Origin of the sequence: Oliverpabstia intestinalis (genome assembly GCF_009696065.1) — a bacterium.
GTDB lineage: Bacteria > Bacillota > Clostridia > Lachnospirales > Lachnospiraceae > Oliverpabstia > Oliverpabstia intestinalis.
Map to the genome: position 1 here is coordinate 1 of NZ_VUMS01000005.1, position 26145 is coordinate 26145.

Annotated in this window: 24 protein-coding genes and 1 tRNA gene; all 25 read left to right on the plus strand. The window is 47.5% G+C overall.

Annotated features, from left to right (window positions below):
* Positions 1-328 precede the first annotated feature (328 nt).
* The 25 genes from FYJ57_RS03325 to FYJ57_RS03440 all read left to right on the plus strand — a co-directional run bounded on the left by FYJ57_RS03325 (position 329) and on the right by FYJ57_RS03440 (position 26140).
* Positions 329-400, plus strand: a tRNA-Gln gene (locus tag FYJ57_RS03325).
* Between the two features lie 146 nt (positions 401-546).
* Positions 547-1248, plus strand: coding sequence for an acyl-[acyl-carrier-protein] thioesterase (locus FYJ57_RS03330; RefSeq protein ID WP_154431531.1), 702 nt, complete (start codon positions 547-549; stop codon positions 1246-1248).
* A 249-nt stretch (positions 1249-1497) separates the two neighbouring features.
* Positions 1498-2340 carry a CvfB family protein gene (locus tag FYJ57_RS03335; protein WP_106492160.1) on the plus strand — a complete coding sequence of 281 codons (843 nt, stop codon included), beginning with the start codon at positions 1498-1500 and terminating at the stop codon, positions 2338-2340.
* Positions 2341-2499: 159 nt separating this feature from the next.
* On the plus strand, positions 2500-3102 hold the full coding sequence (locus tag FYJ57_RS03340) for a class I SAM-dependent DNA methyltransferase (protein WP_022171691.1): 603 nt from the start codon (positions 2500-2502) through the stop codon (positions 3100-3102).
* Positions 3103-3179: 77 nt separating this feature from the next.
* A complete protein-coding gene (locus tag FYJ57_RS03345) occupies positions 3180-6662 on the plus strand; it encodes a DNA polymerase III subunit alpha (RefSeq protein WP_154431532.1) in 3483 nt (1160 codons plus the stop codon).
* A 78-nt stretch (positions 6663-6740) separates the two neighbouring features.
* The gene (gene pfkA / locus FYJ57_RS03350; protein ID WP_154431533.1) at positions 6741-7727 is read left to right on the plus strand and encodes a 6-phosphofructokinase; all 987 of its coding nucleotides are present in this window, start codon (positions 6741-6743) and stop codon (positions 7725-7727) included.
* A 160-nt stretch (positions 7728-7887) separates the two neighbouring features.
* Complete coding sequence (locus FYJ57_RS03355) at positions 7888-8676, plus strand: TrmH family RNA methyltransferase (RefSeq protein WP_117525940.1); 789 nt, start codon at positions 7888-7890, stop codon at positions 8674-8676.
* 2 nt (positions 8677-8678) lie between these two features.
* Positions 8679-10166 carry a lipoprotein gene (locus FYJ57_RS03360; RefSeq protein ID WP_022172840.1) on the plus strand — a complete coding sequence of 496 codons (1488 nt, stop codon included), beginning with the start codon at positions 8679-8681 and terminating at the stop codon, positions 10164-10166.
* 1445 nt (positions 10167-11611) lie between these two features.
* The gene (locus FYJ57_RS03365; RefSeq protein WP_154431534.1) at positions 11612-12598 is read left to right on the plus strand and encodes a cell wall hydrolase; all 987 of its coding nucleotides are present in this window, start codon (positions 11612-11614) and stop codon (positions 12596-12598) included.
* Positions 12599-12952: 354 nt separating this feature from the next.
* Complete coding sequence (locus FYJ57_RS03370; protein ID WP_022172008.1) at positions 12953-13384, plus strand: NfeD family protein; 432 nt, start codon at positions 12953-12955, stop codon at positions 13382-13384.
* A 12-nt stretch (positions 13385-13396) separates the two neighbouring features.
* Complete coding sequence (locus FYJ57_RS03375; RefSeq protein WP_022172009.1) at positions 13397-14338, plus strand: SPFH domain-containing protein; 942 nt, start codon at positions 13397-13399, stop codon at positions 14336-14338.
* 172 nt (positions 14339-14510) lie between these two features.
* Positions 14511-15692 carry a patatin-like phospholipase family protein gene (locus FYJ57_RS03380; RefSeq protein WP_235904371.1) on the plus strand — a complete coding sequence of 394 codons (1182 nt, stop codon included), beginning with the start codon at positions 14511-14513 and terminating at the stop codon, positions 15690-15692.
* Between the two features lie 66 nt (positions 15693-15758).
* The gene (gene argF / locus FYJ57_RS03385; protein WP_154431535.1) at positions 15759-16748 is read left to right on the plus strand and encodes an ornithine carbamoyltransferase; all 990 of its coding nucleotides are present in this window, start codon (positions 15759-15761) and stop codon (positions 16746-16748) included.
* A 3-nt stretch (positions 16749-16751) separates the two neighbouring features.
* Positions 16752-17741, plus strand: a complete 990-nt coding sequence (locus tag FYJ57_RS03390) for a biotin--[acetyl-CoA-carboxylase] ligase (RefSeq protein WP_022172012.1) — start codon at positions 16752-16754, stop codon at positions 17739-17741.
* A gap of 8 nt (positions 17742-17749) precedes the next feature.
* A complete protein-coding gene (locus FYJ57_RS03395) occupies positions 17750-18097 on the plus strand; it encodes a DUF6145 family protein (RefSeq protein ID WP_022172013.1) in 348 nt (115 codons plus the stop codon).
* Positions 18094-19053, plus strand: coding sequence for a tRNA dihydrouridine synthase DusB (dusB, locus tag FYJ57_RS03400; protein ID WP_154431536.1), 960 nt, complete (start codon positions 18094-18096; stop codon positions 19051-19053). Before FYJ57_RS03395 ends, dusB begins: the two co-directional genes overlap by 4 nt.
* Positions 19054-19393: 340 nt before the next feature.
* The gene (greA, locus tag FYJ57_RS03405) at positions 19394-19879 is read left to right on the plus strand and encodes a transcription elongation factor GreA (RefSeq protein ID WP_022172015.1); all 486 of its coding nucleotides are present in this window, start codon (positions 19394-19396) and stop codon (positions 19877-19879) included.
* 98 nt (positions 19880-19977) lie between these two features.
* Positions 19978-22017 carry a lysine--tRNA ligase gene (lysS, locus tag FYJ57_RS03410; RefSeq protein WP_328597425.1) on the plus strand — a complete coding sequence of 680 codons (2040 nt, stop codon included), beginning with the start codon at positions 19978-19980 and terminating at the stop codon, positions 22015-22017.
* Positions 22018-22364: 347 nt separating this feature from the next.
* Positions 22365-22634 carry an antitoxin VbhA family protein gene (locus FYJ57_RS03415; protein ID WP_328597426.1) on the plus strand — a complete coding sequence of 90 codons (270 nt, stop codon included), beginning with the start codon at positions 22365-22367 and terminating at the stop codon, positions 22632-22634.
* An 11-nt stretch (positions 22635-22645) separates the two neighbouring features.
* A complete protein-coding gene (locus FYJ57_RS16625) occupies positions 22646-22795 on the plus strand; it encodes a hypothetical protein (RefSeq protein WP_331466622.1) in 150 nt (49 codons plus the stop codon).
* Between the two features lie 38 nt (positions 22796-22833).
* On the plus strand, positions 22834-23787 hold the full coding sequence (locus tag FYJ57_RS03420) for a lysozyme family protein (protein ID WP_331466623.1): 954 nt from the start codon (positions 22834-22836) through the stop codon (positions 23785-23787).
* A 222-nt stretch (positions 23788-24009) separates the two neighbouring features.
* Entirely contained in the window at positions 24010-24564 is a 555-nt protein-coding gene (locus FYJ57_RS03425) for an RNA polymerase sigma factor (protein WP_154431537.1), read from the plus strand.
* Positions 24551-24901 carry a hypothetical protein gene (locus FYJ57_RS03430; RefSeq protein ID WP_072683920.1) on the plus strand — a complete coding sequence of 117 codons (351 nt, stop codon included), beginning with the start codon at positions 24551-24553 and terminating at the stop codon, positions 24899-24901. The genes FYJ57_RS03425 and FYJ57_RS03430 overlap by 14 nt, the downstream gene beginning before the upstream one ends.
* Complete coding sequence (locus tag FYJ57_RS03435; RefSeq protein WP_154431538.1) at positions 24891-25502, plus strand: hypothetical protein; 612 nt, start codon at positions 24891-24893, stop codon at positions 25500-25502. The genes FYJ57_RS03430 and FYJ57_RS03435 overlap by 11 nt, the downstream gene beginning before the upstream one ends.
* Positions 25499-26140 (plus strand): PrsW family glutamic-type intramembrane protease, encoded by a 642-nt coding sequence (locus tag FYJ57_RS03440; RefSeq protein ID WP_072683918.1) that lies wholly within the window; start codon positions 25499-25501, stop codon positions 26138-26140. Before FYJ57_RS03435 ends, FYJ57_RS03440 begins: the two co-directional genes overlap by 4 nt.
* Positions 26141-26145: the final 5 nt, after the last annotated feature.

Sequence of the window (26145 nt, forward strand, 5' to 3'; positions counted from 1 at the left end):
TTTCTTGGATGTATGGTTTATAGTTTCTCGTCAACTCTATTATACCATATCCGGTGAGGGGTTATTTGTTTTTTGCAGTTAAAAAATGCCGTATTTATGCGGCTTGTGGCGTTTCGCAAACGACTAAATAAAGTAAACCTATGGGAGGGAAATGGAATGGGAATACGTCCGAAAAATGTGGAGATGAAGATACGAAAAAAGCGCCCTGAAAACAGGTTAAAAAAATTTTTAAAAAAATTAAAAAAAACACTTGCATTTTTCTGAGAGGTGCTATATAATACATCTTGTCGCTGAGCGATACAGATAAAAAGCAAAGCACAAAAGACAATGGGCTATCGCCAAATGGTAAGGCAACGGACTCTGACTCCGTCATTTCAAGGTTCGAATCCTTGTAGCCCAGCTCTAAGCCTTGGATAGTGATCCAAGGCTTTTTTCTTGCTTTACAGAAAAGTGCTCTCCGGCAAAAAAACGCTCCGCGAGGATGCGCCGGGAAGAATCCCGGATCGGCAGGAAGAGAAACGAAAGATTACAGGAGGAAGGGTCACGATGTATGCATTTGAAAGTAAAGTCCGTTACAGTGAAGTTGGCGAGGATACCAGGATGACACTTTACAGTGTGCTGAATTATTTTCAGGACTGTAGTGTATTTCATTCGGAGTCGGTAGGAAGAGGTACGGCCGTGCAGGAAGAATTGGGAAGAGCCTGGGTGCTGACCGGCTGGCAGATCGAATTCAGGAGAGCAGCTGACCTTGGGGAAAGCATACGGATCTCCACCTGGCCGCATGGATTCCGGGGATTTGTCGGAGAACGTAATTTCCTGATGGAAACACTGGATGGGGAAGTCCTGGCTTGTGCGGACTCAAGCTGGGCATATATCGATGTGAAAACCGGACATCCGGTAAAGGCATCAGAGGAAGAACGGGCAGCATATCCGGTGGAGGAGAAACTGGATATGAAACCGCTGGGAAGAAGAATCCGGATTCCGGAGGAGCGGCAGGAGATGGGAGGCTTTACCGTCCGCCAGTATCATCTGGACTCCAATCATCATGTAAACAATGCACAGTATATCCGATTGTCGCAGGAATACATCCCGGCTGATTTTCAAGTGCAGAGACTGCGGGCGGAATATAAGAGACAGGCAGTGCTTGGAGATCAGATTTTCCCAATGGTTTCGGAAACAGAGGACAGCTATGTGGTTGCTTTATGTAATGAAGAGAAAGAGCCATATGCGGTGGTGGAATTTTCCTGAACATAAGAAGTGAAAAGTAGAGAGATATATAAAGAAATTACCAGGAAATGAAGAAATTACTGGGAGAAGTCTGCAAAATATATTATAATGAAGCAGAAATAAGCAATGACAGAATGAAAAGACTGCCATTTCGTGAAATATGCAGGAAACAACAGATATCAGATGAATGGCTGACGAATGCAAGACAGTCTGAGATTACACAAATACACACGCAGGAGTCTGCGTGAACACAGTTACGGAGGAACGAGCATGATTGAATTAGGAAGAAGACAGAAATTACAGGTAGTAAAAAAAGTGGAATTCGGTGTCTATCTTGGAGAAAAGGCAGATGCGAAGGAACAGGAGAGGGTTCTTCTGCCGGCAAAACAGGTACCGGCGGAGACAAAAGTAGGCGATGAACTGGAAGTATTTATCTATCGGGATTCCGCAGACCGCCTGATCGCGACGACAAGAGTACCGGCTCTGGAGCTTCATCAGACAGCAGTGGTAAAAGTTGCGGAAGTTGGGAAAATCGGAGCATTTCTGGACTGGGGTCTGGAAAAAGATCTGTTGCTTCCATATAAAGAGCAGACCGTAAAGGTGAAAAAGGATCAGGAAGTGCTGGTTGCCTTGTATATTGACAAGAGTGACCGGCTCTGCGCGACCATGAAAGTATATCCGTACCTGAAAACGCAGTCTCCGTATGTGGTAGAAGACCAGGTAGAGGGAAGAATCTATGAGATCAGCGACAATTTCGGAGTTTTTGTGGCAGTTGATGATCAGTATTCCGGTCTGATCCCGAAGACAGAGGCGCAGGGACAGTACCGTCCGGGTGAGAAGGTAAGCTGCCGTGTGACAAATGTAAGAGAAGACGGCAAACTGAATCTTTCTCCGAGAAAAAAAGCATACCAGCAGATGGATGAAGATTCCGAACTGGTGTTAAAGGTAATTGGTGAGTATGCAGGTGTGCTGCCGTTTGATGACAAAGTGTCACCGGAGGTGATCAAGCGGGAATTCGGACTGAGCAAAGCGGCATTTAAACGTGCGGTCGGTCATTTGTTGAAAGAGAAGAAAATCAAGATCCAGGATAAACGTATTTACTTGATTTTTTAGGCGGCAGTTGCTATACTATACAGTATATTTTGGTAACACTTTGCAGTCAGGATCCTGTGGAAGAAGCGGGAAGATGTAAGGTATGACTGTTGACAGTAAAAAGATAGTATGCAGTTGGAAAAGAAAACAACTGTCTGAGTAATAAAAGGAGGATTATCGTTGGACTCGATAGACTATTATAACCGGTATGCGGTGCCCTATTATGAAGAAACAGTAGATGCGAGCATGGAAGAGGTTATGAAGCCGTTTGTGGAACTCCTGTCCGAGGAGTCGGAGAATGCAGAAGTATTGGATCTGGGATGCGGTTCCGGAAGGGACACCCTGTTATTGGAAGAATATGGATTTTATGTAACACCGATGGATGGCTCAGAAGAGATGTGTAAACTTGCAGAGGTAAACACAGACAAAGAAGTATTGCAGATGACTTATGACGAGATGGAATTCGATGATGTCTTTGATGGGATCTGGGCGTGTGCCTCACTGATTCATCTGACGGAAGATGAGATGCGCAAGGTTATGAAGAAACTTGTACAGGCGCTGAAGGAAAACGGTGTACTTTATTTTTCCGTACATAGAGGTGACCGGGATGGAATCTATCATGGACGTTATTTCCATGACTACAACAGAAGGGAACTGCAGAGTCTGATGGAAGAATATCCGGAACTGGAAGTGGTTGATATATGGACCACACAGGATGTGCGGTCAGAAAAGTCGGATAAGCTCTGGCTGAATGTACTGGCACGAAAAACAGGAAAAGAGTAAATGCAGAAAAGTCTGGACGGCGTAGTACCGGCCAGACTTTTACGTTTTATTTGGTACAGGATATAGGAGGAAAACCGATGGGATTTACACATTTGCATGTGCATACGGAATACAGCTTGCTGGACGGTTCCAATAAGATCAAAGAATATGTAGCCCGGGTGAAAGAACTGGGGATGGACAGTGCGGCAATCACAGATCACGGTGTGATGTATGGCTGTATTGATTTTTATCGGGCGGCAAAGGAAGCCGGAATCAACCCGATCCTCGGATGTGAGGTCTACGTGGCGCCCGGTTCCCGTTTTGATAAAGAGATGCAGCACGGAGAAGATCGGTATTATCATCTGGTGCTGCTGGCGGAGAATAATCAGGGATACAGTAATCTGATGAAGATTGTTTCTGCAGGTTTTGTGGAAGGGTATTACTATAAGCCGCGAGTGGATCTGGAAGTTCTGGAAAAATATCATGAGGGGATTATCGCGTTAAGTGCCTGCCTCGCCGGTGAGATTCCCAGATTCCTGACCCGAGGTCTGTATGAGGAAGGAAAAAGAGCGGCACTGCGTTATCGGGAGATTTTCGGAAAGAATAATTTCTTCCTGGAATTACAGAATCATGGAATCCGGGAGCAGGAGATAGTCAACCAGCAGCTGGTGCGTATGAGCAGTGAGACAGGGATCGAACTGGTATGTACGAATGATGTACATTATACCTATGCGGAAGATGCAGGCTCCCACGATATCCTTCTTTGTATCCAGACCGGAAAAAAAGTGCAGGACGAGGACCGTATGCGCTATGAAGGTGGTCAGTACTACGTCAAATCAGAAAAAGAGATGGCGGCACTGTTTCCATATGCGCCGCAGGCTCTGGAAAATACAAAAAAGATCGGTGACCGGTGTCATGTGGAGATCGAATTTGGCGTGACCAAGCTGCCGAAATATGATGTCCCGGACGGCTATACTTCCTGGGAATATCTGAATAAACTTTGCTGGGAGGGGCTGGAGGAGAAATATCACCCGGTGACGGAAGAACTGAAAGAACGTCTGACCTATGAATTAAATACAATTAAAACCATGGGATATGTGGATTACTTCCTGATCGTATGGGATTTTATCAAATATGCGAGAGATAATGATATCATGGTAGGACCTGGACGTGGTTCTGCGGCAGGAAGTATCGTTTCTTATTCTCTGGGGATCACACAGCTGGATCCGATCCGGTATCAGCTGCTGTTTGAACGTTTCCTGAACCCGGAACGAGTATCCATGCCTGATATCGATATTGACTTCTGTTTCGAACGGAGACAGGAAGTTATTGATTATGTGGTGAGAAAATACGGAAAGGACCGTGTGGTGCAGATTGTTACTTTTGGTACGATGGCGGCTCGCGGCGTGATCCGCGATGTGGGAAGAGTGCTGGACTTTCCGTATGCGCAGGTGGATACTATCGCAAAGATGATCCCGAATGAGTTAAATATCACGATTGACAAAGCACTGAAAATGAATCCGGAACTTCGCAATCAGTACGAGGGTGATGAGCAGATCCATTATCTGATCGATATGTCCAAACGCCTGGAGGGTCTGCCGCGGCATACGTCGATGCATGCTGCCGGCGTGGTGATCAGTCAGAAAGCAGTGGATGAATATGTGCCGCTTTCCCGTGCCTCAGACGGTTCGATCACAACGCAGTTTACGATGACGACGCTGGAAGAACTGGGACTTCTGAAAATGGATTTTCTTGGATTGCGCACGCTGACCGTGATCCAGAATGCGGTAAAACTGGCGCAGAAAAGCGAAGGAATCGAACTGGATCTGTCGAAGATTGATTATAACGACCAGGCGGTACTCGGAATGATCGGAAGCGGAAAGTGTGAGGGTGTGTTCCAGCTGGAAAGTACCGGTATGAAAAACTTTATGAAGGAGCTGAAACCGAAGAGCCTGGAAGATATCATTGCCGGAATCTCCCTGTACCGTCCGGGTCCGATGGATTTTATCCCTCAGTATATCAAAGGAAAAAATGCACCGGATCAGATTACTTATGACTGTCCGCAGTTAGAGCCGATTCTGGAACCGACCTATGGTTGTATCGTTTATCAGGAGCAGGTTATGCAGATTGTGCGTGATCTGGCCGGGTATACGCTGGGACGAAGCGATCTGGTACGGCGTGCCATGGCAAAGAAGAAAGCAGCGGTCATGGCAAAAGAGAGGGAAAACTTTGTGTACGGCAATGAGGAGGAAGGTGTTCCAGGCTGTATCGCAAACGGAATCAGCGAGCAGGTGGCAAATAAAATCTATGATGAAATGACGGATTTTGCCAAGTATGCATTTAACAAGTCACACGCTGCAGCTTATGCGGTGGTATCGTATCAGACTGCCTGGTTAAAATATTATTATCCGGTGGAGTTTATGGCGGCGCTGATGACCTCGTGTATCGATAATCCGTCTAAGGTATCCGAGTATATCTTAAACTGCCGGCAGATGGGAATCAGGATCCTGCCGCCGGACATCAACCGCAGTACCGGCAGCTTTTCTGTAGAAGACGGCAGCATCCGGTATGGAATGGCGGCTGTGAAAGGAATCGGAAAGCCGGTGATGGAAGCGATCGTGGAAGAGAGAGCGCGGGGCGGTTTATTTTCCTCACTCAAAGACTTTTGTCAGAGGTTAAGCGGAAAAGAAGTGAATAAGCGGACCATTGAAAACTTTATCAAAGCGGGAGCCTTTGACAGCTTTGGCGGAACGAGAAAGCAGTTTATGATGATCTATGTGCAGGTGATGGATACGGTCAATCAGGAGAAAAAATCTTCGATGACCGGTCAGATGAGTCTGTTTGATATCATGGGAGAAGAGGATAAAAAGAGCTTTGAGATCCGCCTGCCGGATGTGGGAGAGTACGCGAAAGAAAGCAAGCTGGCATTTGAAAAAGAGGTGCTTGGTGTGTATATCAGCGGCCATCCGTTGGAAGAGTATGCAGATGTCTGGAAAAAGAATATCACGGCAGCTACCTCGGACTTTTATCCGATGGAAGAGAGCGGTCTGCCCAAGGTGAGAGATGGAGCGAAAGTGATCGTCGGCGGCATGATCACGGAAAAAACGATCAAATATACGAAAAACAATAAAGTTATGGCATTTATCACACTGGAAGATCTGGTGGGAACGGTGGAAGTAGTTGTATTTCCAAGAGATTATGAAAGAAATGCCGCACTGATCGAGACGGATTCCAAAGTGTTTATCATGGGAAATGTGTCGGCGGAGGATGACAAGGCGAGTAAGCTGATCTGCGAAAAAATCGTCTCCTTCGATCAGGTGCCGCGGGAACTGTGGATCCAGTTTGCCGACCGGAAACAGTACGAGCAGGAGGTAGCAGAACTCTATGATACCCTGCGCCAGTCTGACGGCAGCGATCATGTGGTGGTGTATCTGCGGGCAGAAAAACAGATGAAACATCTCCCGGCCTCGCGAAGCGTGGAAATTGAGGATAATCTGCTTGGTATTTTACGGGAAAAATACGGCGCGGAAAATGTCAAAGTTGTGGAAAAGAGTATTGAAAAACAGCTTCATATGCATTAAAATATAAAACGATAAGGCGATAGAGCCGGATGATGCGTTATCCGGTATTAGATTAGATATATTAGTGGAGGGAACATTATGGAAAAAGAACTCAAGACCATTGGCGTATTGACAAGTGGAGGAGATGCTCCGGGAATGAATGCTGCAATCCGTGCGGTTGTTCGTCGTGGACTGAGCAAAGGACTGAAGATGAAAGGTATCCTGAAAGGATATGACGGATTGCTGAATGAAGAAATTATTGATATGACTGCAAAAGATGTATCTGATATCATCGGTCGTGGTGGTACTATCCTGTATACTGCACGTTGCGCAGAGATGAGAACAGAAGAAGGACAGAAAAAAGCAGCTGATATCTGCAAAAAACACGGTATTGACGGTCTGGTAGTTATCGGTGGTGACGGTTCTTTTGCAGGTGCTCAGAAGCTGGCAAACCTGGGAATCAACGCAGTTGGTATTCCGGGAACCATCGACCTGGATATCGCATGTACAGAGTATACCATCGGTTTTGATACCGCTGTGAATACTGCTATGGAAGCAATCGATAAAGTACGTGATACTTCTACTTCTCATGAGCGTTGCAGTGTCATCGAAGTTATGGGAAGAAATGCAGGTTATCTGGCTTTGTGGTGTGGTATTGCCAACGGTGCAGAAGATATTCTTCTTCCGGAAAAATATGATTACGACGAGCAGAAGCTGATCAACAATATCATCGAAGGAAGAAAACGTGGTAAAAAGCATCACATTATCATCAATGCAGAGGGTATCGGACATTCCAGCAGCATGGCAAAACGTATTGAGGCAGCTACCGGTATTGAAACCCGTGCAACGATTCTGGGTCATATGCAGCGTGGTGGTAATCCGACATGTATCGACCGTGTACATGCTTCTATGATGGGATCTTATGCAGTAGATCTGCTGGCTGAAGGAAAAACAAAACGTGTCGTTGGATACAAAAACGGCGAATATGTGGACTTTGATATCAATGAAGCACTGGCTATGGAAAAAGGTATTTCCGAATATCAGTACGAAGTTGCAAAATCTCTGTCTGCAAACTATTCCAAATAATAAGGCGAGAATAACGGCGGCATACCTTCTGAGTCGGTATGCCGCCTTTTTGCATTGCATGTCAATAATTGGTCCGGTGGACCGGTTTTGACTCGCGGGCAACGAGTCAGAGTCCGTGCTTGCATGGAACTTATATAGAAAACAAAGGAATGGGTATACTATGATAACAAGCAGCAGTAATGCGCAGGTAAAACAGATGATCCAGCTGAATAAGAAAGCCCGGGAGCGCAGAAAACAGGATGTTTTTATTGTGGAAGGTCTGCGGATGTTCAGGGAGGTTCCAAGGGATCGGCTGGTGAAGACATATGTGTCTGAAAACTTTCTGGAGGATCCGGAGCATGAGGCTCTTTTACAGGGGATTCCTTACGAAGTGGTGAAAGATTCGGTGTTTGCACAGATGAGTGATACACTGACACCACAGGGGGTACTCACGGTTGTGCGACAGTATCATTATACTATGGAGGAACTGATGGGTGAGAAGGAACATCCGTTGTTTCTTGTCCTTGAGGATCTTCAGGATCCGGGAAATATGGGGACGATTTTCCGGACAGCGGAGGGAGCCGGGGTGGACGGTATCTTTATGAGCACCAATTGTGTGGATATTTATAATCCCAAAACAATCCGTTCTACTATGGGTTCTGTTTACCGGGTACCTTTTGTGATCGCACCGGATCTTCAGGATGTATTTGCATGGTTCAAAAAGCAGGGGATTCGTTCTTATGCGGCACATCTGAAAGGAAAAGGCTGGTATGATGAGCAATCGTATGTCGGAGGAACCGCATTTTTGATTGGAAATGAGGGAAATGGTCTGACAGATGCAACAGCCGGTCAGGCAGACTGTCTGATCAGGATTCCGATGAAGGGGCAGCTGGAGTCTCTGAATGCCGGGGTGGCAGCAGCTATTCTGATGTATGAGGCATCCAGACAAAGAAGAAAGGAGTATAAATAAAAATGAGTGAGAAGATGGATAAGAAAGCTTTGAAGAAAAAGAAGAAGAAAAAATCCATGGTGATGAAATCGGTGGTTCTGATCCTTTTACTGGTTGTTCTGGCAGTATGTATTTTCTTTCTGGCGAAGACTCTGAAAAAGGATCAGGCGCAGGGAAGTACACAGAAACCGGATACGGAGCAGAGTCAGGATGGCGCAGATGCTACGGATGATACGGAAACAGGAGACGATGCTTCTTCTGACGCACAGGATACGGCAGCACCTGCAACAGATGCAAAAACGACGGCGATGGAGCAGGCCGAGTATCTGGCAGCTACGTATGATTATGATGGTGCGATCGAGACGTTAAATGGCGTGGAGGGTGCAGCTGATGACCCGGAGATCACGGCAAAGATCGCTGAGTATCAGGCAACGAAGGACAGCTGTGTTCCGGTTAACATGGATGAGGTAACTCATATTTTCTATCATTCTCTGATCGTGGATCCGGATCGTGGTTTTGCGGGAGATGACAGTATTGCAGCCGGTTTCAAGCAGTGGATGACTACGGTGGATGAGTTTAATAAGATCACGCAGGCAATGTATGATAACGGATATGTGCTGGTTCGCCTGAGAGACCTGGTGGTCGAGACAACGGATGCGGATGGTACAGTGCATTTTACGCCAAATACGGAACTGAAGCTTCCGGCTGGTAAAAAAGCATTCGTGATGTCGCTGGATGATCTGAGTTATTATCACAGTTACGATGGAAGAGGTATTGCTTCGAAGATCGTGCTGGATGAAAATGGAAAACCTACCTGTGAGTATGTGCAGGCAGATGGAACAACCGTAACGGGCGCTTATGACTGTGTTCCGCTTCTGGATCAGTTTATTGCAGAGCATCCGGATGCATCTTATCACGGTGCAAAGGGTATGATCGCACTGACCGGTTATGATGGAATCCTGGGTTATCGTACGGATATCGCTTATAAGACGCATGAGAATCTGACCGCTGATCAGCAGGCGTGGCTGGATGCACATCCGGACTTTAACTGGGATGACGAGTGTGCTGAGGCAAAGAAGGTGGCAGACGCGATCAAGGATGATGGCTGGGAATTCGCAAGTCATACCTGGGGCCATATCCGGATCGGGGATGCAAGCATGGAGCGGATCCAGACGGATACGCAGAAGTGGCTGGAGTATGTAGCTCCGTTGGTTGGCGGAACGGATACCATTATTTTTGCACATGGACAGGATCTGGCGGACTGGCATGATTATACAACAGATAATGAGAAGTTTAATTATTTGAGCAGTCAGGGCTTCCATTTTTATTGTAATGTGGATTCGAGTCAATATTTCTTACAGATCCGGGATAATTATGTGCGTCAGGGCAGACGGAATCTGGATGGATACCGGCTGTGGAATGATGTTCACGGAGATGTGAACCGGACGAGTGATCTGTTCGATGCGAGCCAGATACTGGATCCGCGGAGAACGGATGTGCCGGCACTGTAAACTATAGAATGTGTTTAATGCCCTGTCGGGAGGGGAAGCTTTCTGGCGGGGCGTTTTTTATTGCGTTGGATATCAATCATTGGTTCAGTGGTTCAATTTTGATTTTGTTGGGTATAACTATTGGCGGGACGGACGAAAGTCCGCACTTACCCGATAAGGACAGACAACCGCTGGCAACGCCGATCTGAGCTAAGTCCTAAGAAGAACTAAGGTGCCAGTTCGCGGAGAGCCGCTCACTGTCAAGTTCTTCTAAGGACTGGATCTCATCTCGGCTAAGGACGCCAGCAAAAGGCTGTCTGTTCTTATCGGGTAAGTGCGGACTTTCTGAGTGTTGGCGGCGGGGGAGGTGGTTGTGTGGGGAAGGTATTGGAAGTGGGGAAGAGATATAACAAACAGATGGCAGGATGAATGATTACCGGCGGGGCGGACGAAAGTTCACGCTTACGCAATAAGGCCAGACAACCGCTGGCAACGCCGATCTGAGCTAAGTCCTAAGAAGAACTAAGGTGCCAGTTCGCGGAGAGCCGCTCACTGTCAAGTTCTTCTAAGGACTGGATCTCATCTCGGCTAAGGACGGCAGCAAAAGGCTGTCTGTCCTTATCGGGTAAGTGCGGACTTTCTGAGTGTTGGCGGCGGGGGAGGTGGTTGTGTGGGGAAGAGATATAACAAACAGATGGCAGGATGAATGATTACTGGTGGGGCGGACGAAAGTTCACGCTTACGCAATAAGACCAGCCAACCGCTGGCAACGCCGATCTGAGCTAAGTCCTAAGAAGAACTAAGGTGCCAGTTCGCGGAGAGCCGCTCACTGTCAAGTTCTTCTAAGGACTGGATCTCATCTCGGCTAAGGACGCCAGCAAAAGGCTGTCTGTCCTTATTGCGTAAGCGTGAACTTTCTGAGTGTTGGTCACGGAAAGGGTTGTGTGGGGACCATATCGGCAATGATAAGGTGACAATAGGGTATAAAAGTAAGGCAGGTGTAGTGGAGATGTAAGTACTCAGCAGAAGGAGGCGGGCACCAGGGGTGGGCAACACTGTGTGGGCGGTTAGGGCAAGCTTTAAGATCCGACGTTTACGTAGGCTTTCGCGAGGGTCAGCTGACCCTCGTGAATTATAGCCGAAGTTAGCGGCTAGCTTAAAGTTGTCCTGCCCACGTTGCCACTCCTGGTGCCCGCCTCCTTCTGCGTCCGTCTTGAACAACTTCCATATATTGCAAACATATGTACACTTTAATCACATTTCATCATAATGCACAATTCTACATTCCATCTCAAATATCGACTCCAAAGCCCACAATCCCTAAAAATTTTCAGAAAATTCCACGAAATTCACCGAAATGTTCCTGTTGACAAGAAAAGTTAAATTTGTTACAATCACACCGTAACAAATCGTAACAAATTTGTAACAAATCGTAAAAAGAACGAAATCAACAGGAGGTAATTCAAGTGAATAAATTATGGAAAGCAGCAGGGATCCTGGGAGGTGTGCTGGTCGTTACAGCGGGATCAGGAACACTGGTACTTGCCGATGAGACATCCACAGAAGTTACAGATGATAATTCCGGGAGTTCGGTTCTCGATACGGATGAATGGGCGCAGAAAGCAGCTGCGAATGTAACCGACTATGCCAATATCCGTCAGGAAGGTTCGAAGGAGAGTGAACGTGTAGGGGTACTGCCGAAGGGGGCAGCGGCACAGGTGATAGAACAGCAGGGAGACTGGACGAAGATCACGTCAGGATCTGTAGAAGGATATGTGAAATCAGACCTTCTTGTATTTGGCGAAGAAGCAAAACATCTTTATAAGGAATCCTACGGCAGTCAGGGAACTGTGACAGCAAGTTCTCTCCGGGTACGCAAAGAGCCGTCTATGGATGCCGGTCAGATAGGAAGTATGAAACAGGGAAGCCGGGTAGAGATTCTGGGCCAGGAGGGAGACTGGTATCAGGTGTCATGTGGGGAAGATTCGGCTTATATGTTTGCGGAGTATATTCAGATAGAAGAAACTACAGCACTCAGTGTTGCGGAATATGAGACACAGAAGAAAGAAAAAGAACAGGCTGTGCAGCAGGTCAGCCAGACAGGAGCATCCATGTCTGCATCTGACAGTGAACTGGCGCTTTTGGCAGCAATTATTCAGTGTGAGGCAGGGGGAGAAAGCCACACAGGAAAAGTTGCCGTAGGAGCGGTTATCATGAACAGGGTAAGAAGCAGTCAGTTTCCGAACAGCATTACAGAAGTTGTCTACCAGAGTGGGCAGTTTTCTCCGGTAGCCAGCGGAATCCTTTCTTCTGTATTGAGCCAGGGAGCAAGAAGTGATTGTTATCAGGCAGCGCAGGAAGCACTTGCAGGATCCAATCCGATCGGAAGCGCACTGTATTTTAACAGTGGAAGCGGTCGTGGACAGCAGATTGGAAATCAGCATTTTTATTAAAAGTCAGCAGAAGAAAATGCCATCACCGAAGGTGGTTTTGAAGGCACTTTGGTTCATAACTGTGAAGGTACTGAACAGTTACTGATTAATTTAAGATAAGAAGGGAAAGCACCCCGTGCACCTGAAATGTAAGAACTAATTTAAAAAAATCTTACAATTTCAGAAGGCACGGGGTATTTCATTGCGTTTTCAGACAAAATATTGTATGATGGAAGAACCATAGAGAAAAGCACGCAGCGGATAATCAAAGTTATATTTTTCGGCTGCAGGGAATATGCAAGGATATGGAACATGTTTCTGAACAGAGGATAAAGAAGGAACATGCGTAACATACCAGAGGAAAGGGGGAGGAATATGGATGCGATTCTATGGCTGGCAGCAGTTGTTGTATTGCTGGTGATTGAAATTGCCACGCTGGGACTTACAACGATCTGGTTTGCCGGGGGTGCACTGATTGCCGGGATAGCAGCGGTAGCCGGTGCCGGAAGAGTAGTACAGTTTGTTTTGTTTCTGATTGTCTCACTGATCCTGCTGATTTTTACAAGACCGATTGCCATGCGATACCTGAATACCAATCGAACCCGTACCAATGCGGAAAGCCTGATTGGCAAGGAGGCGGTGGTAACACAGACGATAGAAAATCTGAAGAACCAGGGGCAGGTTATCGTCGGTGGTATCGAATGGACAGCACGGACCGATGATAATGAAAAAATGATTGAAAAAGATACGGTCGTGGAGATCGAACGTATCGAAGGTGTAAAACTGATTGTGAAAAAGAAAGGATAACAGGTAAGAAAAATGGGTGGACTTATATTTCTGATTTTGATTTTAGTGTTAGTGGTTGTCATTGTAACATCCTGTATCAAAGTAGTTCCACAGGCAAGAGCTTATGTCATTGAGCGTCTGGGACTGTATCAGGGAACCTGGGAGCCGGGATTACATTTTAAGGTTCCGGTGATTGACCGTGTGGCAAAGAGGGTAAATTTAAAAGAGCAGGTAGTAGATTTCCCACCGCAGCCGGTAATCACAAAAGATAATGTAACGATGAGAATCGATACGGTCGTATTTTACCAGATCACGGATTCCAAATCCTATACTTATAATGTAGAAAATCCAATCATGGCGATTGAAAATCTGACAGCGACCACATTGAGAAATATCATCGGTGATATGGAACTGGATGAGACGCTGACTTCCCGTGAAGTGATCAATACCAAGATGCGTGCGGCACTGGACATTGCCACAGATCCGTGGGGAATCAAAGTCAACCGTGTGGAACTGAAAAATATCATGCCTCCGGCAGCTATTCAGGAAGCCATGGAGAAACAGATGAAAGCAGAGCGTGAACGAAGAGAAGCGATCCTGATCGCAGAAGGTGAGAAAAAATCTACCGTTCTGGTAGCAGAAGGTAAGAAGGAATCTGCGATTCTTGAAGCAGAGGCGGAAAAACAGGCAGCCATTCTTCGGGCAGAAGCAGAGAAAGAAAAGATGATCCGTGAGGCAGAAGGTGAGGCGGAAGCGATCCTGAAAGTGCAGCAGGCGAATGCAGATGGTATCCGTTTCCTTAAAGAGGCCGGTGCAGACGAATCCGTTCTGACACTGAAGAGTCTGGAAGCACTGAAAGATATGGCAGAAGGTAAAGCAACCAAGATTATTGTACCGTCTGATCTGCAGGGGCTGGCCGGACTGGCAACTTCACTGAAAGAGATTATGACAGATAAAAATATTGAGAAAAAATAAATGATTTATAAAATGAGGGGTAATGTTCTTCGGGGAGACCTGAGGGCGTTGCCCCTGATTTCTATTATGGAGGAATAAACAGAAAAGCACAGGAAATGAAATATTATGAGAGGATGCTGTATATAAAACAAAGATAGCAGTAGATGGTAAGAGGAGAACAGGAGGTGTGAATATGTTGACACCGGTAATTGATATCAGCAAAGAATACGGGCTGGTTCTGGAAGGAGGAGGTGCCAAGGGCGCATATCAGATCGGAGCCTGGAAGGCACTGAAAGAAGCAGGGGTAAAGATCAATGCTGTGGCAGGAACAAGTGTCGGAGCATTGAATGGCGCGCTGATCTGTATGGATGAACTGGAGATGGCGCAACAGATGTGGAGTAATCTGACCTATTCTCAGGTGATGGATGTGGATGACACAAGGATGGAGCAACTCATGGAAGGGGAGGCACCTTTCTGGGGGGCTGTAAAAGATGCGTTCCGTCATATGAGTGAGGGTGGCGTAGATGTGACACCGTTAAAAGACATGCTGGATAAAGTGGTGGACGAAGAAAAAATCAGAAATTCATCCATTGATATTTTTATCAAAACATTCAGCGTGGATGCCATGAAAGAACTGGATATTGATCTGAAACAGGTAGAACCGGGACTGATGAAAGATTTTCTGCTGGCGAGTGCTTATATTTTCCCGTTATTTAAGAATGAAAAACTTCATGGAAAAACGTATATTGACGGAGGGGCGATCAATAATGTGCCGCTGGACTCTCTTGTGGATCGAGGGTATGAGAATATTATCGTGCTCCGGATCTTCGGAATCGGAAGGGAAAAAAGGGTAAAGATTCCGGAAGAAACCAATATCCTGACCATTGAACCGAGAGTGGATCTGGGAAATATTATCGACTTTAACCATAAAAAGAGTGTCCGGAACATGAAAATCGGATATTACGATGCGAAAAGAATGGTCTACGGGCTGAAAGGAAAGATTTACTATATTGAAGAAAATCAGGAAGAATGTTATTATTTAAAGCAGTTGGTGCAGATTCCGGAGAGCAGTCTGGAGAAACTGTGCCGGTGGCATCACTTCAAAGGGAGTGCAGAAACCCGTTACAGAAGCCTGACGGAACTGATCCTGCCGGGAACGGCTCTGGAATTAAAGCTTTCCAGAGAGTGGAATTATAAGGAACTGTATCTGGCGGCACTGGAAGCCACGGCGAAACTGTGCCGGGTATCGAAGTACCAGATTTATACCGTAGAAGGACTTGTGGAAAAGATACAGGAAAAGCTGGACCGTATGCCACAGGAAGAACGGGAAAAACTTCCGGCATTTACCGCATTTTTCGAAACGTGTGAAGTATGACGAATGTTTTAGAAGAAAATAGGGTGGATACCGGGAAATGAATTTACAGAAAGAGGAGGAATTATCATGAATTTAAAAGGACGTCATTTTCTGACATTAAAAGATTATACACCGGAAGAAATAGCATATCTGCTGGAACTGTCTGCAGATCTGAAGAAGAAAAAGAAAGAAGGAGTTCTGACAGACACGCTGCGCGGGAAAAATGTAGCACTGATTTTCGAAAAGACCAGTACCAGAACCCGCTGTTCTTTTGAAGTGGCGGCACATGACCTGGGCATGGGAACCACCTATCTGGATCCGAAGGGATCCCAGATCGGTAAAAAAGAAAGCATCGCGGATACAGCAAAGGTCCTGGGCAGCATGTACGAAGGAATTGAATATCGTGGCTTTGGGCAGGAAATCGTGGAAGAACTGGCGAAATATGCAGGAGTTCCGGTATGGAACGGTCTGACCAACGAATATCATCCGACCCAGATGCTGGCGGATATGCTGACCATTCAGGAAAACTTCGGAAGACTTAAAGGCATCAAACTGGTCTATATGGGTGATGCAAGATATAATATGGGAAATTCTTACATGATTGCCTGCGCGAAGATGGGCATGGATTTTGTGGCATGTGCACCGAAAAAGTATTTCCCGAATAAAGAACTGGTAGCTCAGTGTCAGGAGTATGCAAAAGCATCCGGTGCCACCATCACTCTGACAGAAGATGTGATGGAGGGAACAAAAGATGCAGATGTCATCTGTACCGATGTATGGGTATCCATGGGTGAGCCGGACGAAGTATGGGCGGAGAGAATCAAAGATCTTTCTCCATATAAAGTAACGAAGGAGGTTATGGCAAACGGTAAGAAAGAAGCAATCTTCCTGCACTGTCTGCCATCTTTCCACGATCTGAATACCGGTATCGGCAAAGAGATGGGAGAACGTTTTGGCCTGAAGGATATGGAAGTTACCGATGAAGTCTTCCAGTCGGAACAGTCCAAAGTTTTCCAGGAGGCGGAAAACCGTATGCATACCATCAAAGCGGTGATGGCGGCAACTCTGGGGGCATAATCCATGGAGTCAACAAAGACCAGAATCTTAAAAAAACTGCTGGAGACGGATGGCTATCTGTCAGGTCAGGAGTTGTGTGAACAGCTGGGAGTTTCCAGAACTGCGGTGTGGAAATACATGAAACAGCTGAAAGAAGAAGGCTATGAGATCGAGGCGGTACAGAATAAGGGATATTGTCTGAAAGATGTGCCGGATGTGCTGGGCGAGAGTGAGATCAAGAGCCGTCTGCATACCCGTTGGGCGGGCCAGACGCTGTATTATTATGATGAGATTGATTCTACCAATACCCAGATCAAGCGGCTGGCAGAGGAAGATGCGCCCCATGGAACCCTCGCGGTGGCGGATTATCAGAGTAGAGGAAAAGGGCGGCGTGGACGAGCCTGGGATTCTCCTCACGGAAGTGCTATTTATATGTCAATCCTGTTTCGCCCGGAGATCCGGCCGGATCGGGCTTCGATGCTGACCCTGGTGATCGGACTTTCCGTGACCCAGGCGATCCGGAGTAATCTGGGTCTGCAGGCACAGATCAAATGGCCGAACGATGTGGTACTGAACGGGAAAAAATTAGTAGGAATTTTGACGGAAATGAGCGCGCAGATGAACTATATTGAATATCTGGTGACAGGAATCGGAATCAATGCCAATCTGCGGGAATTTCCGGAGGAGCTGGAAGATAAAGCTACGTCTCTGCAAAAAGAGATCGGGCATAAAGTCAACCGTTCTGCACTGATCGCAGAATGTATGGAAAAAATAGAAGAAAATTATGAGATATTTGTAAAGACACAGGATCTGAGCGGACTGATGGCTGCCTATCAGGAAGCGCTGGTCAATCAGGATCAGCAGGTGCGTGTACTGGAACCGGGACATGAATACACCGGTGTGGCGAGAGGAATCAACGCCATGGGTGAGCTTCTGGTAGAAAAAGAAGACGGAACCATCACCGAGGTTTATGCGGGAGAGGTATCTGTCCGTGGTCTTTACGGATATGTATAGGAGGAAAGATGTACGCAGATCGAATCGTTTTATGTGGTGCCAGTGCCTACGAACAGAAATATTATTTTAATCCGGATTTTGACGCCCTGCCACAGCAGGTAAAAGAAGAACTGCAGATTCTCTGTGTGATGTATACCGAGGAGATTGGCGGTATCCTGACACTGGAATTCGATGAGGACGGAAACCTGGAATTCAAGACAGAAGCGCTGGATGCGGATGCGATGTATGATGAGATTGGCAGCGTACTGCGCATCAAACAGATCCGGAAAGAAAAACAGGAGCTGCTGGCATCTCTGGAGATGTATTACCGGGTATTCTTTCTTGGGGAAGAGATGGAAGACGGGGAGGAAGGATGAAACTTCAGATTGGAAATGTAACATTACCGAACCCAGTGGTTCTGGCTCCGATGGCAGGTGTGACAGACCTGCCATTTCGTCTCCTGTGCAAAGAACAGGGTGCAGGACTTTTGTGTATGGAGATGGTCAGTGCCAAGGCCATTTATTATAAGAATAAGAATACACAGGAGCTGATGCGGATCCTGCCGGAAGAGCGGCCGGTATCCTTGCAGCTTTTCGGCTCAGACCCGGAGATCATGAGTGAGATGGCAAAACAGATCGAAGAAAAGCCGTTTGATATTTTGGATGTCAACATGGGATGCCCAGTGCCGAAAGTGGTTAATAATGGTGAGGGATCCGCACTGATGAAAAATCCGAAACTGGTCCGTGAGATAGTAACGGCGATGGCAAAAGCGATTAAGAAGCCGTTGACGGTAAAGATACGAAAAGGATTTGACGATGATCATGTGAATGCGGTGGAGATCGCAAAGATCATCGAGGACAGTGGTGCAGCCGCGATTGCGGTTCACGGCCGGACACGACAGCAGTTTTATTCCGGAAAGGCAGACTGGGAAATCATCCGAAAAGTAAAAGAAGCTGTGTCCATTCCGGTGATCGGAAATGGAGATGTGGATTCACCACAGAAAGCAAAAGCACTTCTGGAAGAAACCGGATGTGATGGTGTGATGATCGGTCGTGCCGCGCAGGGGAATCCATGGATCTTTGCACAGACGGCAGAATATCTGGAACACGGCACAGTACCGAAGAAACCGGAGCTTTCTGAAGTGAAGGAGATGATTCGGCGCCATGCCGGTCTGCAGATGAAGTATAAGAGCGAGCTTACCGCGATGCGTGAGATGCGAAAACATGTGGCGTGGTATACGGCAGGGTATCCACATTCGGCACAGCTTCGGGCAGCAGTGAATGAAGTACAGAGCATGGAAGAACTGGAACAGTTGCTGGAAGGGTGGAACTGATCAGGATCATAAGTTTGTGTAGTGCGAAACGTGTCAGTGAGAACGGAGTGATCAGTAACACAAGGGGAGAATCAGCAGACGAAAACTTCCGGAATGGTTGACATTTTCACGCGTTTCCTTTATAATACTGTGATTGCACAAGGGAGAAAAACAAGTTCTTCAAGTACCGGAAAGCACAGAATCCATAGTGAAGTGAAGGTGAATGGAAGTTTCTGGTATGCAATGTAAAAACGTGTAATATCTATAAATAAGGGACATAATCTAACGCAGAAAATAAAATAGAAATAAAGAGTGATCATACCGTGTCAGATGATCACGGAAAGAAAGGAAACGTAGAAACATGGAAGCAAAGAAAAACTTACTCACATATGCCGGACTGAAAAAACTGGAAGATGAATTACATGACCTGAAGGTTGTAAAAAGAAAAGAAGTAGCAGAAAAGATCAAGGAAGCCAGAGAACAGGGAGACCTTTCCGAGAATGCAGAGTACGATGCAGCAAAAGATGAACAGAGAGATATCGAACTTCGTATTGAAGAGATTGAGAAGATCCTGAAAAATGCAGAAGTTGTTGTGGAAGATGAAGTTGACGAAGGCAAGATCAACGTTGGCTGTAAAGTAAAAGTTCTGGATATGGAATATGATGAAGAGATGGATTTTCAGCTGGTTGGTTCCACGGAAGCAAACAGCCTGCAGGGAAAAATCTCCAATGAATCTCCTGTTGGAAAAGCTCTGATCGGAGCAAAACAGGGTGATGTGGTAGATGTAGAACTGGCTGACGGCGAAGTTATGCAGTATAAAGTATTGAAAATCGAGAGAAATATCTAAGTAACAGGCAATATAAGTAACTATCAGCAAAAGACCAGAAGCGCTGTTTTCAGAATGGGAGACAGACGCATCGCAGCGAAAAAGAAGGAGTGAAAAAGGTGGCAGAGCAGAAGAAGCAGGAGCAGGATACGAATCAGTTATTAAAGGTGCGCCGTGAGAAACTGGCAGAACTGCAGGCAAACGGCAAAGACCCGTTCCAGATTACCAAATTTAACCAGACACATCATTCCCTTGAGGTAAAAGAGATTTATGAAGCGCATGAAGCGGAACTTCTCAAAGACCATAAGGAACCGGAAGTAGAAGGTCTGGATGAAGAACAGAAAAAAGAAGTTCTGAAGAAAGACTATGAAGAAAGAAGAAGCATCATGGATGCAAACCCGATTCATGTAGCCGTAGCAGGCCGTATGATGTTCAAGAGAGTGATGGGAAAAGCTTCTTTCTGTAATATCCAGGATCTGCAGGGAAATATTCAGGTATACGTGGCAAGAGATGCCATCGGCACCGACTCCTACGCAGACTTTAAAAAATCTGATATTGGCGATATTTTCGGTCTGGAAGGATTTGCTTTCAGAACAAGAACCGGTGAGATTTCTATCCATGCAGAGAAAATGACGCTGTTATCCAAGAGTTTACAGATCCTTCCGGAAAAATTCCATGGTCTGACCGATACGGATACCCGTTATCGTCAGAGATATGTAGATCTGATCATGAACCAGGAAAGCAAGAAAGTCTTTATCAAACGTTCTCAGATCCTCAAAGAGATCCGTAACTTCCTTTCCGGCCGTGACTTCATGGAAGTAGAGACTCCGATGCTGGTTGCAAATGCAGGTGGTGCTGCGGCAAGACCGTTCGAGACACATTACAATGCACTGAACGAAGATGTAAAACTGCGTATTTCTCTGGAACTGTACCTGAAGAGACTGATTGTTGGTGGTCTGGAGAGAGTCTTCGAGATTGGACGAGTATTCCGTAATGAAGGTGTGGACACCCGTCATAACCCGGAATTCACCCTGATGGAGTTGTATCAGGCTTATACTGATTATGAAGGTATGATGGAACTGACCGAGTCCATGTTCCGTTATCTGGCAGAAAAAGTCTGCGGTTCTACAAAGATTTCTTACAACGGTATCGAGATCGATCTCGGAAAACCGTTTGAACGTCTGACCATGAACGATGCCATCAAAAAATATGCAGGTATCGATTTCGACCAGGTTGCAGATGATGAAGCTGCAAAAAAACTGGCAGAAGAACATCATATCGCATACGAAGAGCGCCACAAAAAAGGCGATATCATCAACCTGTTCTTCGAAGAGTTCTGCGAGAAAGAACTGATCCAGCCGACCTTTATCATGGATCATCCGATCGAGATCTCACCGCTGACCAAGAAGAAACCTTCCGATCCTACCAAGGTAGAACGTTTCGAGCTGTTTATCAACACATGGGAAATGTGTAATGCATACTCCGAGTTGAACGATCCGATCGATCAGCGCGAACGTTTTGCAGCACAGGAAGAAGCATTTGCAGCAGGTGATGATGAAGCCAACCATACAGATGAAGACTTCCTGAACGCTCTGGAGATCGGTATGCCTCCGACAGGTGGTATCGGATACGGTATCGACCGTCTGGTTATGTTGCTGACAGACAGCCAGGCCATCAGAGATGTGCTTCTGTTCCCGACCATGAAGTCACTGGACGCTGACAAGAAAGCTTCCAAGACTTCTGAAGCAGCTCCGGCAGAGGCTGAAAAACCGGTTGAAAAGATTGATTTTTCTAAGGTAAAAGTCGAGCCATTGTTTGAAGAAATGGTTGATTTTGATACATTCAGCAAGTCAGATTTCCGTGCAGTAAAGGTTAAAGAGTGTGTTGCAGTACCGAAGTCAAAGAAACTGTTACAGTTTACTCTTGATGACGGAACAGGCACAGACAGAACCATTTTAAGCGGTATTCATAGCTTTTATGAGCCGGAAGAACTGGTTGGAAAGACTCTTATTGCTATCACAAATCTTCCACCGAGAGCTATGATGGGCATTGACTCTTGCGGTATGCTCCTCAGTGCTATTCATGAAGAAGAAGGCGAAGAAAAGCTTCATCTTCTGATGGTTGATGACCACATTCCGGCAGGTGCAAAGCTCTATTAAGATGATGTAAAGATGTACCGTTTTACCGAATAGACGGGACGTACTTCATTTGATAAAAAAACTAAAAAAACAGCGATTTACATCAAACTTACATCATTTGATGCAGAAATCGGTGCAAGCAAGAAAAAATCGCATAATTAGTGCAATGAGTGGGCAATTCCAATCGGAGTTGCCCATTTTTAAAAATGAATGGAAATGCAAATCAGGAATTGGTAAAGGAGAATAAACATATGCAAGATATAAAAAATGAAGAATATGTTACATGCCCTCGTTGCGAGAAAGAAGTCTATAAGGACGCAATAACTTGTCCGTTTTGCAACTTTGGTATTATGGTATGAAGCGAGGTAGTGGATATCGAAAAAGATCCATTTAAGGAATATTTGCGGGAGTCTGAACCGGATAAAGCTCATAAGGGTTATGCTTGGAGTACGGCAATCGGACTTCAGGCGGTGGACGGACTCAAACCATCTAAATATTTGATTGATACTGCTATTCAGAATATTGAAGGCAAAATCACGATGAAAGAAGCACAGAGCCTTATCGACAGCTATTATGAGAGATTAAAACACGGGATGTTGTCAAAGGCACGATTAAGACACTGGACAAAGCGGCGGTAGCCGGGGAGCGTATGAAGCAGGCGTATGTCCGCACGAAGGACAAAGCCGAGCATGGCGTGTACGCTGCGGAGAGCGCACCGGAAGAATACGCGGCGGATCGTGTTTCAGGCGGTGTGGAAACCGCCGCTTATGAGGCTGCCCACCAGCTTGATAAGCGGTGAAAACCACAAAGGACAATGTTGCCGCTGTCCGGGAGCAGATGGAACAGACAAAGGCTGACCAGCCGAAAAGAGCAGCGCAAAAACAGGCGGAGAAAACGGCAAAGCAAAAGGCCGCCAATGCCGCCCATTCACCGGAGCCGGTTTCTACTTCAACCGGTTCCGGTGATACTGCCAGACTGTCGATCAGGTCAACAAACAGAAAACCCTCGGCAATCAAAACCGCAGACCGGGGCCGCAAAGGTATCAGGCAGACGGCAAAATCCACCGGAAAAGCCACGGTAAAATCCGCAAAGGGTACGGTCAAAACGACCCAACGTTCCATCAAGACGGCGGAACAGACAGCCCGCACCACCGTGAAAACCACCCAGGTCACGGCACAGGCGGCACAAAAATCCGCCCAGACCGCTGCAAAAGCCTCTTACCGGGCGGCGCAGGCGGCAAAGGCCGCAGCCAGAAAAAGCGCAGAAGCCGCGAAAGCCACGGCCAAAGCCACTGTCTCCGCAGTTAAGGCGATCATCGCCGGTACAAAGGCGCTGATTACCGCTCTGTTGGCTGGGGGCTGGATTGCCGTGGTGATTATCCTGATCATTGTGTTGCTGGGCTGTGCGGTTTCCCTGTTCGGCGGCGGGAGCAGCAGTAATTCCTATACCCCTGTCAGCGCCGAGGTGGAAGCCTACGAACCTTTGATCCGGCAATATGCCGCGCAGCACGGTATCCCCGAATATGTGGAGCTGATCAAAGCGGTCATGATGCAGGAATCCGGAGGCCGGGGGAATGACCCCATGCAGGCGTCAGAGTGCGGCTATAACACCCGCTATCCTAACAGCCCCAACGGGATCACCGACCCGGAATATTCCATTGACGTGGGCATCCAGAATCTGGCCGCCTGCCTCAGCGCCGCCGAGGTGGAAAATCCCATTGACATGGAGCATATCAAGCTGGCATTGCTTACTTGCTTTTCTTCTGATATTCGTATACAATGTACTCTGTGAGATTTTATTTGTGCGGAGGTGCGATATGGGCGGGATAAAAGGCTATATCTCCATACGGGAAGCGTCCTACCGCTGGGGCGTATCAGAGCGGCGGGTCAATCAATACTGTGCCGATGGGCGCATCCCCGGCGCGTCCCGCTTTGGACGATCCTGGGCAATCCCGGAGGACGCCAAAAAGCCGGCTGACCCGCGCATAGAAAAACGCGGAGGGAGGCGGCAGACATGATTTCCGATGAAATATTATACCGGCGTTATCTGGACGGCGAGGACAAGGCCGCCGACACGCTGGTTGAAAAATACGGCGATGCGCTGACGCTCTACATAAACGGCTATCTGAAAGACATTCACGAGGCCGAGGACTTGATGATCGAAGCCTTTTCCCAGCTCTTTGCAAAGGAACGCCCGATTGAGGACGAGGGCAGCTTTAAGGCGTATTTATACAAAACCGCCCGCAACCTTGCCCTGCGGCACAAGCAGAAACACCGGCTCCGCTTCCTGCGCTTCGACGAGCTGACCTTTGAACCCAAAAGCGACACGCTGGCCGATACGGAGCTTCTTCGCAGCGAGCGTGACCGGCAGCTTTACGCCGCAATGGAAAAGCTGAAGGCAGAGTACCGGGAAGCCCTGTACCTTGTCTACTTTGAGAATATGAGCTACCGGGACGCGGCGGCGGTTATGGCGCAGACCGAGAAGCAGATTTCCAATCTGGTTTATCGGGGGAAGCAAAGCCTCAAAACGATTTTAGAGCAGGAGGGATTTACCTATGCGGACGAATGAGGAACGAACCCGTCTGATTCACAAACGGACGGCAGAAATAAAACGGGAAAATCAGAAAAAGAAACAGCGTCGGCTGGACGCGGCCTGCATAGCGGCCTGTCTGCTGCTGGTGGTCGGCATCGGCGCGTGGATGCCCGGCCTGATGGCGGGTGTCTCCGAAAGCGGCGTAAGCCATGCTTCGGGCGCGGCAAGCCTTGTGGGAAGCCATGCGGCGCTGGGCTATATCCTGATGGGACTTCTGGCCTTTTTGCTGGGCGTGTGCGTGACGGTGCTTTTGTACCGTCTGCGCCGCAGGAAGGAACGCAGGCAGCGGGAGGACAGGGACGATGAACTTTGAAATCATTGACAATCTTTTTCAGGTGACGGTCCTGGCCTGCGCCGTGCTGGTGGCTGTGGTTCACCTGTTCCGGCACAAAGACCGCCGCTGCCTGATCCTCGCCCTTGCTTATGCCTGCTTTTTCATGGGAACGCTGTATTATGTGCTGCACCTCGCTATCACCGGCGACACTCCGCATGTGTTCTATGTGGCGGAAATATCATGGATCGCATCGTGGTTTTTCTTCCTTTCGCTCCAAATTATGCGGACGGAGGGCATGAAACTTTGCGTTTTGCCCGTCCCCGCTGTATGTGCGGGTCTGATTGCGGCGTCTATCCTGATCTTCCGGTTCATGGCGTCCTATCTGGTGTCGGGGCTGTTCGCGGTTCCGGTGAGTGCAGTTGCGTATCTGTCCCTGTTCCGGCTGCAAAGAGGTACGGCGCACTGGCGGACGGATGTCTGCTTTGCCGTCTGCACCGCGCTGCAGGTGGGCCTCTTTTTTGTGTCTGCGTTCATGGAGGATTTTACAAGGTTCAATCTCTACTTCGCCGTGGACATTATGCTGACGCTCTCCCTTGTGGCGCTGCTGATCCTTAATTTGCGGGAGGTGGCGGAGAAATGACCTATATCGAAAATATCTTTATCTGTCTTGCCATTCCGCTGATTTTGTCCCTGTTCTTCACGAAAGGCCGCGCCCGCAGCTTTACGCTGTTTCTCACCGTCGGCATGGGCGTTTGTCTGCTGGGTGCCTACGTCAGCAGCTTTTTCATGGGGTATTACGGCGTGGATACCACAGTTGCCGCCATTGAGATCACGCCGGTCTGCGAGGAAGTGATGAAGCTGCTGCCGCTGCTGTTCTACTTTCTGATCTTCGAGCCGGAGCCAAAAGAGCTGCCGTCTGCGGCCATCGCTATTGCCGTGGGCTTTGCCACCTTTGAAAACGTGTGTTACCTGACGGAGAACGGTGCGGAGGACTTTACCTTTCTGCTCATTCGCGGGATCTCCGCCGGTGCGATTCACATCCTCTGTGGGATTTTGACGGGCTTTGGTATTTCCTATGTGTTCCGACGCCGCTGGCTGGCGCTGACCGGCACGGCGGGCATCCTCGGAGCCTGCACCGGCTTTCACGCCATCTATAACCTGCTCATTACGGCGGACAGCCCGTGGAACATGACGGGCTACCTGTTCCCGTCGCTGCTGATCGCCTGTCTGTTCGTGGTAAAGCGGTCCTTGCCAAACCTGAATATTCATTTGAAATAATACGC